We start from the raw sequence: 13,314 nt of genomic DNA, 5'->3' as shown, positions 1-13,314 counted from the left end.
ACATGCGCGATCCCCAGATTGTGCGCCACAAGAAACTGATATGCGGACCGAATGGTCCGCTGTGAAGACTCAAAGGAGTGCTTGTTATGTCGACCCATATTTCCGTTCCGCCGCAACTGTTGCTCGAGCGCATTCTCACGCTTGAAATCGTGCGGGTAACGGAACGCGCTGCGGTTTCGGCCGCGCGCTTGCGCGGCCACGGCCAGGAAAAGGCGGCCGACCAGGCCGCGGTCGACGCGATGCGGCGCGAGCTCAACAAGCTGCCGATCGAAGGCACTATCGTGATCGGCGAGGGCGAGCGCGACGAGGCGCCGATGCTGTTCATCGGCGAGAAGGTCGGCCTCAACGCCGGCCCGCAGGTCGATATCGCGGTCGATCCGCTCGAAGGCACCACGCTGTGCGCCAAGAACATGCCGGGCGCGATCGCGACCATGGCGATGGCCGATGGCGGCACGCTGCTGCACGCGCCTGACGTCTACATGCAAAAGCTGGCGGTCGGTCCCGGTTACGCCAAGGGCGTGGTCGAACTGGACGCTTCGCCCGCCGACAATGTGCGCCGGCTCGCCAAAGCAAAAGGCGTCGATCCCGCAGCAATCACCGTGCTGGTGCTCGATCGTCCGCGCCACGCCGACATCATTGCCGGCGTTCGCAGCACGGGCGCCGCGGTGCGCCTGATCACCGACGGCGACGTCGCCGGCGTGATTCATTGCGCCGACCCCGACAATACCGGCGTCGACATGTATATCGGCACCGGCGGTGCGCCCGAGGGCGTGCTGGCGGCGGCCGCGTTGCGCTGCATCGGCGGCCAGATGCAGTGCCGCCTGATCCTCGACTCCGAGGAAAAGCGCGAGCGCGCCTACAAGATGGGCGTCACCGATCCCAAGATGATTTACGGCATCGAGGACATGGCGCGGGGCGACTGCCTGTTCGCGGCGACCGGCGTTACCACTGGTTCCCTGCTGTCCGGCGTCAAGTTCCGCAAGGACGTCATCGAAACCGAAACCGTCGTGATGCGTTCGGTCACTGGTACTGTCCGCTACATCAAGGCCGAGCACCGGCAACTGGACAAGTTCCACCTCGATTAGAGACTCGATTGGAGCCGTTGGCTCTGATTGAAATCAGAGCCAACGCTCTAATCTCCTTGATTGTTCTGACGCGTTTTCTTGACGCGAACCGGTACCCACTTCGCTTGAAAACGCTTTGTGAGGAACATGGAAATGGCTGGAGAAATCATCATCCGGCCGATCGGCGAAGACGAACGTGCGGCGTGGAATCCGCTGTGGGACGGCTATCTCGCCTTCTACAAGACGGCGCTGACGCAGGACGTCAGCGATCTCGCCTGGTCGCGGTTTCACGATCCGGACGAGACGATGTTTGCGCTCGGCGGCTATGTCGATGGCCGGCTCGCCGGGTTCGCGCATTACCTGTTCCATCGCTCGACCTGGGCGCCGAAGCGATATTGTTACCTCGAAGATCTGTACGTCGCGGATGACGTGCGCCGCCATGGGCTGGGGCGTGCGCTGATCGAGGCGGTGTATCAAAAGGCCGAGGCGGCGGGGGCAAGCCGGGTCTATTGGCTGACGCAATCGAATAATGCGCAGGCGCGTGCGCTCTACGACAAGGTTGCCGACAATCTCGGATTCATCCAATACCGTAAGGTGCTTTAATCGTCGCGTCCGACCAATCAAGAACAACAAGGGCAGGGGGAGCAAGCATGTCTGATATTTCGGCGGTCAAAGCGCTGGTGTTCGATGTCTTCGGCACCGTCGTCGACTGGCGCAGCAGCCTGATCGCGGATTTCACCAAATGGTCGCAGACACGGGGCATCAAGGCGGATTGGACCGCGCTCGTTGACGGCTGGCGCGCGGTCTATTCGGCCTCGATGGATGAAGTGAGAAAACATCCCGAACGCGGCTACATGATCCTCGACACGCTGCACCGGCAATCGCTGGAAAAGCTGGTCGCGCAGCTCGGAATATCAGGGCTCAACGACGCCGATTTGCATTACCTCACCATGGGCTGGCACCGCCTGCATCCCTGGCCGGACAGCGTCGCGGGCATGACGCGGCTGAAGACAAAATACATCATCTCGCCGCTCTCCAACGGCAATGTTGCGCTATTGACCAACATGGCGAAGTTCGCCGGGCTGCCGTGGGACCTTATCATGTCGGCCGAATTGTTCGAGCATTACAAGCCCGATCCCGAAACCTATCTCGGCGCGGCAAAATTGCTGTGCCTGCCGCCGGAGCAGGTCATGATGGTCGCCGCGCATAACCAGGATTTGAAAGCCGCACAGAAATACGGTTTGAAGACCGCCTTCGTCGCGCGCCCGACCGAATACGGCCCCCTGCAGAAATACGATTTCGAAGCCAAGGGCGACTGGGACATCGTGGCGAAAGATTTTGGCGGCATTGCCGACCGGATGGGGTGTTAGCAGCTGCGGCCTGTAGCCCGCATGAGCGGAGCGATATGCGGGTGTCAGTACGAGAGAACCCCGGATGTCGCTGCGCTCATCCGGGCTACGCTGGCCACTTCCGCAACTACGCGGCGCTCAATATCACCCCGTACCAGCCAAGTCCCCGATACGTCTCGTAGCCCGGCGTCGCGTGAAACGCGACCAGCGTGCCTGATCGGTCCTGGTAGAAGCCGCTGCGCCGTCCATCCAGTGAAAGCTGCACGCGCTCGGTGAGGATGCCTTGGCCGTCGGAGGCCGCGATGACGCGGAATTGCGAATCGACCAGCAGCACGCGGGCCTTGTCGGCGGCACCGACGCGCACGCCCTGGACGATGGCGCGGGCCTGCGCTTCCCAATCGAAATGGATCGCGAGAATGCCGGTCGCGGCGGCGTTCGCCTTGCCACCGGCGCGCACGCTGGCGCAATAAGTGGCGACTTGGGCGTGGCCGAGCAGGGGCTGGGATTCAACGTCGCCCGCGACATAGTCGTCGCCCGAGCGCAAAGCCCGCGCGTCGCGAAACCATTTGGTCGACGCCACGTTCTGGCCGACGACGCCATAGCGATCCGCCCGGCCGTTGGCCAGCACATTGCCGTCGAGGTCGCAGAGCCACAGATCCAGATACACGGTATAGGCGCCAAGAATCACCGCGAGCCGCTCCGACACATGCGCGACAGCCGAAGCATCGGGGGAGGCGGCGCAGTCGACGATGGCTGAATCGGTGGCCCACCAGCGCACGTCGCAGGTGCGCTCATAGAGGTTGCGGTCGATCAGCTCGATGGCGTTCAGCGACAGATCCACCATGCGCTCGCCGCGCGACCGGTCGCTCATCCGCGCGATCGAGTTCATCAAATTGCCGGTGCGGTTGGTGAGCTGGCTTTCCAGCTCGCGGGCAATGGTTTCGACCTGCTGGCCGACGTTGCGGACTTCCTGCGCAACCACGGCAAAACCGGCGCCCTGCGCGCCGGCGCGCGAGCTTTCGATCAGCGCGTTCAGCGCCAGCATCTTCATCTGGTTGGTGATTTTCTGGATCGATTTGGTCTTGTCGCAGGCGACCTGGTTGACCTCGGCGGTGAGGCGGGAGATCAGCGCGGAGATGTCGGATTCATCCTCGTCGGTCGCTGAATGGGCCGCGGTTTTGGCGGTCGACCTTGCAAGCGCGACGGACATCTGGAACTTCCTCTGCCTTCGCCCCCTCGATCGATCTCCTGCAGAGCGAATCGGGATTTAGGTGGGCGCACGTTCCATCCGTTGTCGCGAATCTTGCCTAATAGCGGGTTTAAATTCCGGGTCGCCTTGCGTAGTTGTACGGAGGCGAGGTGCACGTTGTTTGTGCAGGTCATTTTTTAGGCAGCGACGGGGCTCCGCAGCGAAACGACGCGAACCCCGACGGGTGAGGTCGGGGGTCGCCGGCGCTGGCTCAGTAGGTCTTCTTCGGGACCGAGGGCGGGGAAAAGGGGTTGAAGGGCAGGGTGCCGTTGCCCAACTTGCCGCCGGTCACCGCGTCCAGTTCTTTTGCCGTCAGTTCGATCGACTTTTCGTTCGCGCGTTCCATGTTGCTTCTCCTGTTGCTGTCCCGGTGCAACATTGCATCGGTCTGATCAGGACAATGACGGATCGGCGATGGCGGCGCTGTTCCCCGGGTGACAACCGAAACGGCAACAGTCGACAGGGCGGATTGGAGCCGACGTCTCCGACGCCGCTCGCAGAAGGCGCAGTCCGCGCCGCGTGCTACTCCGACGAAAGCCCAATAGTGTCGAAGCTATCTTCCGGCGGATATTGCGGTAAGCTTCCGAAGGAAAAACCCTCGCCCGCCGGGCCAAGAAGGGGTGTCGATAATGCCAGATCCCGTCGCCTTGTTCGCCACCGTCGTCCTGCTGTTTCCGATGGGTTATTTCCTGCTGGCGGCGCCGGCCTTTCTGCTGGTGTCGCTCGACATTCCGCCGGTCACCCAGCTGTTGCGCGGCATGTTCAGCTCCTATTTCCTGATGGTGGCCATTGCCGGCGCCATTGGGACGGTCGCCGTTGCCATGACGGGCCGGCTGTTTGTCGCCATTGGAATTGCCTTGATCGCGGCCTTCGCGGTCTGGGCGCGTCGCTGGTTTCTGCAGCGGTGGGATGCGCAGCTTCGTGCCAGGGATGCCGGCGACGCCGGTGCGGTGCGCCGGCTGCGGCGGCTGCATTGGGGCGGCATGCTGTGCAATGCGGTCGAGCTGGCGGTTATCTTGATCAGCATTCCCTACGTCGTCGTCACGCCGGCCTGATCAGCGCGGCAGGGCGGACCCCTCACCCAACAAGGTTACGTAGAAGTCCGGAGAAAAACCGGCATGGCGGCAATCTCCCGTTAGGGAGGTTTGCGTACGATTATCCGTTATTGCTTGGAATGATTGTTCACCATTGCGTTCGCTGAACCGGAGAGACCGCAGAGTCGGCTTTCACAGGTGGCACCATGCTTGTTCATTTCGTTACCGATGAACCCACGAAGATTCCAGCCATCCGCGCGATGCTGGAGCCGCAATATGACGTTCAGCCCCAATTGCTGGGGACCGGCAACGCGAGGATCAGCTCAGGCGGCGTATTGATGGTTGACGCCGACCTGCGCAAGCCAGTCCCCGTGGAACAGATCAAGCGTGTCCTGCAGGACCTGCGTTGCGCTTCTGAAAAGCTGTTTGTCGTTCAGAACCATCTGCACCACATGGTGGCTCAGGCGTATGCACTTGGCGCGACAGCCGTGGTTTCGCGTCCAAAGGAAATCATATCGAAACTGCAGCAAATCGATGTCGCCCAGAGGGCCGCGCAGGCCGGCATTGCCGTCGCATCAACCGAGATCACCGATGGTGCGGCAGCCTTCGCATCCATGTTTGCGGCGATACGGGAGGGCAAACCGCTAACGCTTTCGAGTGCCGAGGACGCCACATCGGAGATCGTCAACGGTATCGAGCAGAACGGACTTGGCGTCTGGCTTGACGACGTGCGCCGCTATCACCAGGGCACCTTCCAGCACTGCCTGCTGGTCACGGGAGTGGCGGTCGGCTTCGCCCTGAGTATCAAGTTCTCCAATGCCGACGTAAAGCGGCTCGGACTGGCCGCCACTCTGCACGATGTCGGAAAGGCACGCATTCCCCTGGCTATTCTCGACAAGCCCGGACGTCTTGACCCGGGCGAAGAAGAGATCATGAAACGCCATCCGATTATCGGATACGAATTATTGAAGGCTCTGCCGGGAATTAGCCCGGAGACTCTTGATGGCGTGAGGCACCACCACGAGTTTCTGGATGGTTCCGGTTATCCCGATGGGCTGACGGCGCCGGAGATTTCCGACCTCGTACGATTGCTGACGATATCCGACATTTTCGCCGCGCTCATCGAGTCGCGGCCGTACAGACCGGCAATGTCCCGGCAGGATGCCTACAAGATCCTGTGCGCCATGGATGGAAAGCTGGAACGGTCGCTCGTGAAGGCGTTTCAGAACGTGGCGCTAACGGCATGACCCAAAACTGCGGAATGAGGTTTGCGACGTTTTCTGCAAGACAATTTCAGCCCGGACTTCTCATATGGAGCTAGACTAGCCATGGTGGCCGCAGCATCGCCGGATTCTATCGCGGGACTGACCGGGGCCGCAAAGGATGAGTCGGCTCAGCGGGATGCCCGAATTCTGAAGCAGGTGGCGGCCCTGTTCTTGTCCAATGTCGATCGCCTCCGTGAATCCCAGATAGCTGCGTTCGATGGCGTCCTTGTGCCCCTGATCGGGCGGATCGAGGCAGCAACCCTGGTCCACCTGAGCGAAGCCCTGTCCACGACGGATCTCGCGCCGTGCGAGACCATCCGCAAGCTTGCGTTTCACGATGATCCCTTGGTGGCTGCGCCCGTTCTGCGAAACTCCAATCGTCTGTCGGAAGCGGACCTTATTGAAATCGTCAAGACCCGTAGCCAGCAGCATTTGTTGGCAATCTCCGGCAGAAATACTCTCAGCGAAACGCTGACCGATGCGCTGATGAGGCTTGGCGATGTCAACGTCTCCAACGCGCTCGCGCGAAATGCGGGAGCGCGGTTCTCCGAATGCGGTTACGCGACGCTTGTCGGAAGGGCCGAGCGTGACGAAAGCCTCACCGAAAAGCTCGGCCTCCGACTGGACATTCCTGCGAATTTGCTGCGAGAGCTGCTCACAAAGGCGACCGACATCGTGCGGGCGCGATTTTTGACGGCACCGCGGCCGGTTGTGCAGGCGCGTGGGACGAACGCCAAACCGATCAACGCCGCTCCGCGAAAGAAGATTGACTACACCCAGGCGCAGGCCGAGGTCCTGGCGCTCAATCGCTCCGGCAAGCTCAACGATTCAACGGTGAACCGGTTTGCGGTTCGGAGCGAATACGTCCACGTGGTGGCAGCGCTCTCATTGTTGTCTGAGGTGAAGATCGAGGCAATTGAGCCATTGATGGAGCCAGAGCGGTTGTATGGACTGATCGTGGCGTGCAGAGCCAGCAGGTTAAGCTGGTCGACAATGACGATGATCATCCGCAATCGGCCAGGTTGCGCGCCGCCGACGCAACGCGAGCTCGATCAAGCTCACGAGGTATTTGACACCTTATTGCTGTCTGTGGCGCAGTGGACGGCGCGGTTCGGAGCCGATCGAATGGCGGCGAAAAAGATTAATTGTGCAGCTGCGGCACGGCAGTAGAAATCTGCGCTGACGTCAGGAGACGTCGAATGCCCACGCCAGAACTGCATTTTGGGCGTGGAGCAGAAAGGCTTTGGCTTCAATAACGCGACATGCCCGATGCGTCATGGCATCGGCGGATACCTCTTTGCCACGGGATACCGGAGGGCAGGGCACGAAGTCGGCCTCCGGGTGGAGCCTGTCCAGCAGTGTGGGCGTGACCTGATATTCAAGCAACTCCTCGGGTTCAGCATCGGCTGCCCAGCAATCGGTGACGACAAGGTCGGCATCAACAAGTTCGTTCATATCGGCGCTGGTGCGAAAGCGCAGCGTGGAAGCCGCGGCATCCTGGTCGAGCCATTTGTCGGGATGGACCTGGACGACGTTGATCGGCAGGACCGCCGCAGCCTCGATCCACGATCCCAGAATGTTGGATTTTGGAGCGACAACCCCGACCTTGATCCCCTCGATACGGCCGTGCCGGTGGAGGTGAAAGGCCAGATCGCCGAGCGTTTCGCAGGGATGGTTTTGCCGGGTACGGGCGTTGATGACAGGTGCGCGCGCCGAATGGGCAAGAGATCGCATGACGGCCAGATCCGGCGCACGGGTGACAATTCCGTCGAACCAATTGTCGAGATAGGCGGCGAGATCAGGCAAATCCTCCCGCGTATCCCACCGCAATGGCGCATGGGTGCAAATGCCGCCCATGGCCTGGATGCCGAGGTCAAAGGCCGTCGTGTTCCTCCAGCCGGAGTCGTTCACCACGAGCACGATCCGACGGCCGGCCAGGCTTTGAGCCATCCGCCGCTGGCGCCAGAACGCCGCCATGTCCTGGGCGCGCTCGATGATCGCCATCGCGTCGGAGGCATTCAGATCGCTGATCGCCAGAAGATCGCGGACTTTCTCGTTCATGGTTCTCTTGCTTTTAATTTCTAGGCCCGTCCCATCCAGACCGTGCGCCCGGCGCGGGCGGCGTGGAACTACTTCTTCGGCTCCAATCCTACGGGCTTGTTTACAACCTTGGCTCGAGTGTCTCTAATGCATTCGGGGCTCAAGCGAACAATCGCATTGTTGTTCCGGTTTCCCTGAGGCGGTTCCTCAATGGCGAATGCTGGTGTGATGTCGACTGCGGCCGCAGATCTCGTCCGTAAGGCCGTCCTCCTTGCCTCTTCGTTGTTGTTCTTGGCCGCCCTGTCAGGCTGCCAGCCCGGTACGTCCGAAGGCATCAAGTTCGGCTGGTTTTACCGGATGGTCGTCGAACTGTCGCATGGCGGCGAGCCGCTCAATATGGAAGTCATTATCGGCTGCGGCTCGCAGGTCAGGCAAATCCCCGGCGAAGGGCGAAGCGCGCGCGCGATTTGGGCGCCTTACATCTTCGGAGTTCGCACAAAAAACGGCGAGGGCGTTTTGGTGCAGAGCCCGAATATCTGCGACCGGGATGTTGTCAAGGAGCCGGTGCCTGCCGATTTCCTTCCCGTTGTGTTCTGGGCGCCGGATGCTGGCAACCTGGAGTTTCTCGTCGCTTATCTTCACGAGAGCGCCTACGAGCAGCCGGTCTCGAAGCTGAAATTCCATCGCGCCACTATTACCGAAGCAACCGAAGCCGATTACAGGGCGTGGCGCGAGACCAAGTGGAAGGACAACATTGTCCCGATCGGAAGTCGGCGTGAAGATCACGTCAACGGGCGAAGCTATTTCCGTGGCGAAGGGTTTTTCCCCAAGGAAGATCCGCGCAACAAACTGTTGTTGCGCATGTCTTGCTATTCCTTTCTCCGGGTCCCCATTCCCTCCGATCTGCAGGAACTGATCAGGGCGCAATGGCCGCCGACTCATCCCCATTATTGGCTGCTTGGGTGGCCAATCGCGTGGCCGATCCTGTTCGAGGAAAAGCCGGACGTCACGCATTACTGGGAGAAATTTCGTGCCGAGGCCAGGCGGCGGGGACTCCTGGATCGCGAGGAGCCGCGCGGTCTTGCCACCTTCTATGAAGGCAAGGGAGTCAACCGCCGCTCCGGGGTGGGTCATCTCGAGCGCAATCCAAAATCGCTGGCCTCCGGTCAGGGGTTACGAATCCCGGTTCGCGTTGAGACAGGTTTTCCTTGGGCAACCGAGCGGATGAAGACACAAGGCGCGTTCGACCTTCGCGCCGACACCGCGAACGGCGCTGACCAGGGTTTTGCTTACTGCTACCGCGACTTGTTTGGCTACTACTTCTCCCAGCCGCCGGTTGGAGAACTACGGGCGGCCGATCATCGCATCCTTATCGACGGCAAACTGATCGGAATCTGGCCGGAAGCAAAAACCATGGCTCCGGGCGCCGTCATCGTCGAGCGCGACGAATATCTCTGGCTCAAAAACGATTTCCCGCTGACGCATGAACTCGCGAGGATGCAATGAAAGCCGTCGGGCGGATTGAGCCGGAGGCGCAATCCGCCGTCACTGTCAGCTATTGCGTCTCCAGCGTAAACCCGATTTTGAGGGTCACCTGATAGTGAGCAATCTTGCCGTCCTTGATGTGCCCCCGAGTTTCGACGACTTCAAACCAATCCATGTTTCGGATCGTCTTGCCGGCCAGTTCGACGGCCGTATTGATGGCGTCCTCGATGCTGGTTTCAGACGAGCCGACGATTTCAAGAATCTTGTAAACGTGATTCTTCATTTTAGACCCTCCCGGCCGATTGCACCCCTTGATGCATCCTTTCGCCCCGACCGAAGGCGACGATGCGACAACGACAAGGGATGTCGTGATTTCGCAGACAATAACCAGATGCAACCGGAGTGGTTCCCGATCGGCAAGTCATGAGCCAATCGCCCGACGAACTGCGACAAAACAACCCGACGGGCAAATCAGTTCTGCTTTTCGGAAATCATGTCAAGTGCAAAATTTCCGAAAATCAAAAACATTTCCCTTTCCTTCGACCCAAATCACCGGCACATTCTTGCCATCCCGTCCCACTCAGAGGGGCGTCGGCCGTCGTCACGACGAGGGGCGGGTTGCGGTGGACGCTGAGGTTGCGATTGACGGTCGCGGCTGATGCGTACGGCGAAAGCGTGTGGTCCTGGCGCCCGTAACGGCGTCAAGTCTTTCGGGAGCTAACGCTTCCGAGGGGCGACGGTGGCAATAGAGGCCGTCTCACCGGGGAGAGCGCGTCATAAGCCGTAAAGCCACTGCGCAGGGAATGTCGGATGCTCTCCGCTGCCCTGTATGCTCGTGTGCAGCATTCTTATGCACAATCGCACACGAGACCGCGGGTGCAGCGCGCATCCGGCATTCCCTGCGCCCTCTGTCTTCGAGGGCGAAGAATTTGATAGCAAACCTCGGGCGACCAGCGCCGCGAGCTGTTGACGCACGTCTGCTTTGCTTTGACATTGATTTGGGAAGTGCGCAGAGATGGCGGGCTGACCCCAGGCCCGCTAGACCGAAAGCCCTATGACGCCTCCCGCCACCGCTTTTCCCGTTGAATTGCCGCCGGCGTTCCTCGGCGTGTCGCAATCGGCGACCGGCAAATTGTGGCGCGACCGGCTCGATGCGCGGGGGGCGGCGAAGGCGCTGGCGATCGTGCAGCGCTACCAGCTGCCGGAGATGCTGGCACGGGTGATCGCGGGCCGCGATGTCGAGATCGACGCCGTCGAGGATTTCCTCGATCCGACCATCCGCAAATTGATGCCGGATCCCCACACCGTGACGCAGATGGAGACCGCGGCCAAACGCATCGCGGACGCGGCCACACGCGGCGAGAAAGTCGCGATCTTCGGCGATTACGATGTCGACGGCGCCACGTCTGCGGCGCTGCTGACCTGGCACTTGCGCCATTGCGGGCTCGACCCCTTGATCCATATTCCCGACCGCATCTTCGAAGGCTACGGGCCCAATGTGGAGGCCGTGCGCGCGCTTGCAGGTCGCGGCGCGACGCTGCTGGTGACAGTCGATTGCGGCACCACCAGCATCGAGCCACTGGCGGAAGCACGAAAGCTCGGCATGTCCGTCGTCGTCATCGATCACCATCAAACCGGCGACGAACTGCCCGAGGTCGACGCGTTGGTGAATCCGAACCGGGCAGATGATCTTTCCGGCCTCGGTTATCTCGCCGCCGTCGGCCTCGTGCTGGTGACGCTGGTCGCCGTTAACAGGGAATTGCGCGGCCGCGGCTTCTGGAACAGCGAACGGCCGGAGCCGGATTTGCTCGGCATGCTGCATCACGTGGCGCTCGGCACCGTCGCCGATGTCGCGCCGCTGACCGGGCTCAACCGTGCCTTCGTCGCCAAGGGCCTGATCGCGATGCGCCGCCGCGACCATGTCGGGCACACCGCGCTGATGGACGTGTCGCGGCTCAATGGCCCGCCCGAGGCCTGGCATCTCGGCTTCATGCTGGGGCCGCGCATCAATGCCGGCGGCCGCATCGGCCGGGCTGATTTGGGCGTGCGGCTGTTGCTGGAAGGCGATATCTCCGAGGCCGCGCGGATCGCCGCCGAGCTGGATCGGCTGAACTCCGAGCGCCGCATCATCGAGCAGGCGGCGGAAGCGCAGGCCGAAGCCGAGGCGCTGGCTTCGCTCGGGCTCGAGGACAAGGGGTCGGTCATCGTCACGGCCTCCGAAGGCTGGCATCCCGGCGTCGTCGGCCTCGTCGCCTCGCGGCTGAAGGAGAAATTCGCGCGGCCGGCGTTTGCGATCGCATTGGAGCCGGGCGGCATCGGCACCGGTTCGGGCCGCTCGATTTCGGGCGTCGACCTCGGCAAGGCGGTGCGGCAGGCGGTGAAGGAAAAACTGCTGATGAAAGGCGGTGGCCACGCCATGGCCGCGGGCGTGACGCTGCGCAAGGAAAAGCTCGCGGAGTTTCGCGCCTATATGGAAAGCGCGCTCGCCGAAGACGTCGCCAGTTCCCGTCACGAAAACGAGCTGTTTATCGACGGTGCGGTGAGCGCCCGCAGCGTGACACCGGAATTCGCAGGTATCCTGAACCGCGCCGGGCCGTTCGGCGCCGGCAATCCGGAGCCTGTGATCGCGCTGCCGGCGCATCAGCTGGTCTATGCCGACGAAGTTGGGCAGGCGCATCTGCGCGTGCGCTTCAAGTCCGGCGACGGCGTCATCGTCAACGGCATCGCGTTCCGGTCCGTCGGGCAAAAGCTCGGCCACGCACTGACGCAAAACCGCGGCCAGCCGCTGCATGTCGCAGGATCGCTCGCGGTCGATCGCTACCAGGGCACCGAGCGCGTGCAATTGCGCGTGATCGATGTCGCCGTGCCCGATCAGGGACCGGCCGTGATCAGGTAGGTTCATCCACCAGACGACAAAACCAACAACCAAAAACGGGAGCAGACATGACAGGACAGGTTCAGGGAAAAGTCGCGCTCGTAACCGGCGGCGCATCCGGCATCGGCGCGGCATGTGCCGAATTGCTGGCGCGCGAAGGCGCTTCGGTTGCGGTCACCGATGTCGACGAGCTCAGGGGGCCGGAGGTTGTCGCCGGGATCAAGAAGGCCGGCAACGAGGCTGTCTTCCTGCAGCAGGACGTCACCAGCGAAGCGCGCTGGATCGATGTCGTAGCCGAGGTGATGAAGCGCTATGGCCGGCTCGACGTGCTGGTTTCCAACGCGGGCATCGGCATCGCGGTGCCCTCGATCACGGAGATGTCGCTGGAAGACTGGCGGCGGCAGACCGCGATCAATCTCGACGGCGTGTTCCTGTCGGTGAAGCACTGCCTGCCGGCGATGCGCAAGACCGGCGGCGGCTCCGTGATCATGATGTCGTCGCTCGCCGGCATTCGCGGCGCGGCCAGCCTGTCCGGCTATTGCGCCACCAAGGGCGGCGTCCGGCTGTTTGCGAAAGCGATCGCGATGGAATGTGCCACGTTCGGCGACGGCATCCGCGTCAACTCGGTACATCCGGGGATCATCGACACGCCGATCTGGGGCAAGATCCCGACCGAGGCGACGGGGCGCGGCCAGAACGCGCCGATCGATCCCGAGGAGCGGGCGAAGTTCGCGACGCCGCTGGCCCGCGCCGGCCATGCCATGGACATCGCGAAAGGCGTTTTGTATCTCGCCTCCGATGCGTCGAGCTACGTGACCGGAACTGAACTCGTCATTGACGGCGGTATGAACGCTGGCGGGGTCGCGCGGCCGGGGGCGTGACTATGTTTGTCCGTCATTCCGGGATGGTCCGAAGGACCAGACCTCAGATGCGCAATTGCGCATCGGGGAATC

At 61.8% G+C, this 13,314-nt stretch carries 13 protein-coding genes; 9 read left to right on the top strand and 4 right to left on the bottom strand.

Translation table 11 applies throughout. The features are described 5' to 3' along the window. The first annotated feature begins 86 nt into the window (after positions 1-86). From glpX to JQ600_RS20440, 3 genes are all read left to right on the top strand, one after another. A complete protein-coding gene (gene glpX / locus JQ600_RS20450; RefSeq protein WP_212261782.1) occupies positions 87-1,085 on the top strand; it encodes a class II fructose-bisphosphatase in 999 nt (332 codons plus the stop codon). Between the two features lie 132 nt (positions 1,086-1,217). Next, positions 1,218-1,667, top strand: a complete 450-nt coding sequence (locus JQ600_RS20445; RefSeq protein WP_212261779.1) for a GNAT family N-acetyltransferase — start codon at positions 1,218-1,220, stop codon at positions 1,665-1,667. 47 nt (positions 1,668-1,714) lie between these two features. After that, positions 1,715-2,434 carry a haloacid dehalogenase type II gene (locus tag JQ600_RS20440; RefSeq protein WP_212389752.1) on the top strand — a complete coding sequence of 240 codons (720 nt, stop codon included), beginning with the start codon at positions 1,715-1,717 and terminating at the stop codon, positions 2,432-2,434. A 106-nt stretch (positions 2,435-2,540) separates the two neighbouring features. Here JQ600_RS20440 and JQ600_RS20435 read toward each other — a convergent pair whose 3' ends face one another. Together JQ600_RS20435 and JQ600_RS37255 are read right to left on the bottom strand one after the other, a co-directional pair. After that, on the bottom strand, positions 2,541-3,623 hold the full coding sequence (locus JQ600_RS20435) for a methyl-accepting chemotaxis protein (protein WP_212389753.1): 1,083 nt from the start codon (positions 3,621-3,623) through the stop codon (positions 2,541-2,543). A gap of 250 nt (positions 3,624-3,873) precedes the next feature. Next, the gene (locus tag JQ600_RS37255; protein WP_283813379.1) at positions 3,874-4,008 is read right to left on the bottom strand and encodes a hypothetical protein; all 135 of its coding nucleotides are present in this window, start codon (positions 4,006-4,008) and stop codon (positions 3,874-3,876) included. A 283-nt stretch (positions 4,009-4,291) separates the two neighbouring features. Here JQ600_RS37255 and JQ600_RS20430 point away from each other — a divergent pair, with 283 nt between their 5' ends. The 3 genes from JQ600_RS20430 to JQ600_RS20420 all read left to right on the top strand — a co-directional run bounded on the left by JQ600_RS20430 (position 4,292) and on the right by JQ600_RS20420 (position 7,131). Continuing rightward, positions 4,292-4,717, top strand: a complete 426-nt coding sequence (locus tag JQ600_RS20430; RefSeq protein WP_212261773.1) for a hypothetical protein — start codon at positions 4,292-4,294, stop codon at positions 4,715-4,717. Positions 4,718-4,902: 185 nt separating this feature from the next. Next, a complete protein-coding gene (locus JQ600_RS20425) occupies positions 4,903-5,943 on the top strand; it encodes an HD-GYP domain-containing protein (RefSeq protein ID WP_212389754.1) in 1,041 nt (346 codons plus the stop codon). Positions 5,944-6,024: 81 nt separating this feature from the next. Next, positions 6,025-7,131, top strand: a complete 1,107-nt coding sequence (locus tag JQ600_RS20420) for a DUF2336 domain-containing protein (protein ID WP_212261768.1) — start codon at positions 6,025-6,027, stop codon at positions 7,129-7,131. Between the two features lie 15 nt (positions 7,132-7,146). Here the strand turns inward: JQ600_RS20420 and JQ600_RS20415 are convergent, their stop codons facing one another. Then, complete coding sequence (locus JQ600_RS20415) at positions 7,147-8,022, bottom strand: ornithine carbamoyltransferase (protein WP_212389755.1); 876 nt, start codon at positions 8,020-8,022, stop codon at positions 7,147-7,149. A 189-nt stretch (positions 8,023-8,211) separates the two neighbouring features. Here JQ600_RS20415 and JQ600_RS20410 point away from each other — a divergent pair, with 189 nt between their 5' ends. Then, complete coding sequence (locus JQ600_RS20410; protein ID WP_212389756.1) at positions 8,212-9,507, top strand: hypothetical protein; 1,296 nt, start codon at positions 8,212-8,214, stop codon at positions 9,505-9,507. Between the two features lie 49 nt (positions 9,508-9,556). Here the strand turns inward: JQ600_RS20410 and JQ600_RS20405 are convergent, their stop codons facing one another. Then, a complete protein-coding gene (locus tag JQ600_RS20405; RefSeq protein WP_212261757.1) occupies positions 9,557-9,769 on the bottom strand; it encodes a dodecin in 213 nt (70 codons plus the stop codon). Positions 9,770-10,540: 771 nt separating this feature from the next. Here JQ600_RS20405 and recJ point away from each other — a divergent pair. Then, the gene (recJ, locus tag JQ600_RS20400; RefSeq protein ID WP_212389352.1) at positions 10,541-12,382 is read left to right on the top strand and encodes a single-stranded-DNA-specific exonuclease RecJ; all 1,842 of its coding nucleotides are present in this window, start codon (positions 10,541-10,543) and stop codon (positions 12,380-12,382) included. A gap of 47 nt (positions 12,383-12,429) precedes the next feature. After that, positions 12,430-13,242 (top strand): glucose 1-dehydrogenase, encoded by an 813-nt coding sequence (locus JQ600_RS20395; RefSeq protein ID WP_212261752.1) that lies wholly within the window; start codon positions 12,430-12,432, stop codon positions 13,240-13,242. Positions 13,243-13,314: the final 72 nt, after the last annotated feature.

This window comes from Bradyrhizobium sp. AUGA SZCCT0176 (assembly GCF_018130145.1).
Classification (GTDB): Bacteria; Pseudomonadota; Alphaproteobacteria; order Rhizobiales; family Xanthobacteraceae; genus Bradyrhizobium.
Note: the sequence above shows the minus strand (reverse complement) of the source record. Positions and strands in the feature narration are given on the sequence as shown.

What these genes read in the sequence shown, in the direction of transcription:
- glpX (WP_212261782.1), top strand. Translation starts at nt 87, where the DNA reads ATGTCGACCCATATTTCCGTTCCGCCGCAACTGTTGCTCGAGCGCATT.
- JQ600_RS20445 (WP_212261779.1), top strand. Translation starts at nt 1,218, where the DNA reads ATGGCTGGAGAAATCATCATCCGGCCGATCGGCGAAGACGAACGTGCG.
- JQ600_RS20440 (WP_212389752.1), top strand. Translation starts at nt 1,715, where the DNA reads ATGTCTGATATTTCGGCGGTCAAAGCGCTGGTGTTCGATGTCTTCGGC.
- JQ600_RS20435 (WP_212389753.1), bottom strand. Translation starts at nt 3,623, where the DNA reads ATGTCCGTCGCGCTTGCAAGGTCGACCGCCAAAACCGCGGCCCATTCA.
- JQ600_RS37255 (WP_283813379.1), bottom strand. Translation starts at nt 4,008, where the DNA reads ATGGAACGCGCGAACGAAAAGTCGATCGAACTGACGGCAAAAGAACTG.
- JQ600_RS20430 (WP_212261773.1), top strand. Translation starts at nt 4,292, where the DNA reads ATGCCAGATCCCGTCGCCTTGTTCGCCACCGTCGTCCTGCTGTTTCCG.
- JQ600_RS20425 (WP_212389754.1), top strand. Translation starts at nt 4,903, where the DNA reads ATGCTTGTTCATTTCGTTACCGATGAACCCACGAAGATTCCAGCCATC.
- JQ600_RS20420 (WP_212261768.1), top strand. Translation starts at nt 6,025, where the DNA reads ATGGTGGCCGCAGCATCGCCGGATTCTATCGCGGGACTGACCGGGGCC.
- JQ600_RS20415 (WP_212389755.1), bottom strand. Translation starts at nt 8,022, where the DNA reads ATGAACGAGAAAGTCCGCGATCTTCTGGCGATCAGCGATCTGAATGCC.
- JQ600_RS20410 (WP_212389756.1), top strand. Translation starts at nt 8,212, where the DNA reads ATGGCGAATGCTGGTGTGATGTCGACTGCGGCCGCAGATCTCGTCCGT.
- JQ600_RS20405 (WP_212261757.1), bottom strand. Translation starts at nt 9,769, where the DNA reads ATGAAGAATCACGTTTACAAGATTCTTGAAATCGTCGGCTCGTCTGAA.
- recJ (WP_212389352.1), top strand. Translation starts at nt 10,541, where the DNA reads ATGACGCCTCCCGCCACCGCTTTTCCCGTTGAATTGCCGCCGGCGTTC.
- JQ600_RS20395 (WP_212261752.1), top strand. Translation starts at nt 12,430, where the DNA reads ATGACAGGACAGGTTCAGGGAAAAGTCGCGCTCGTAACCGGCGGCGCA.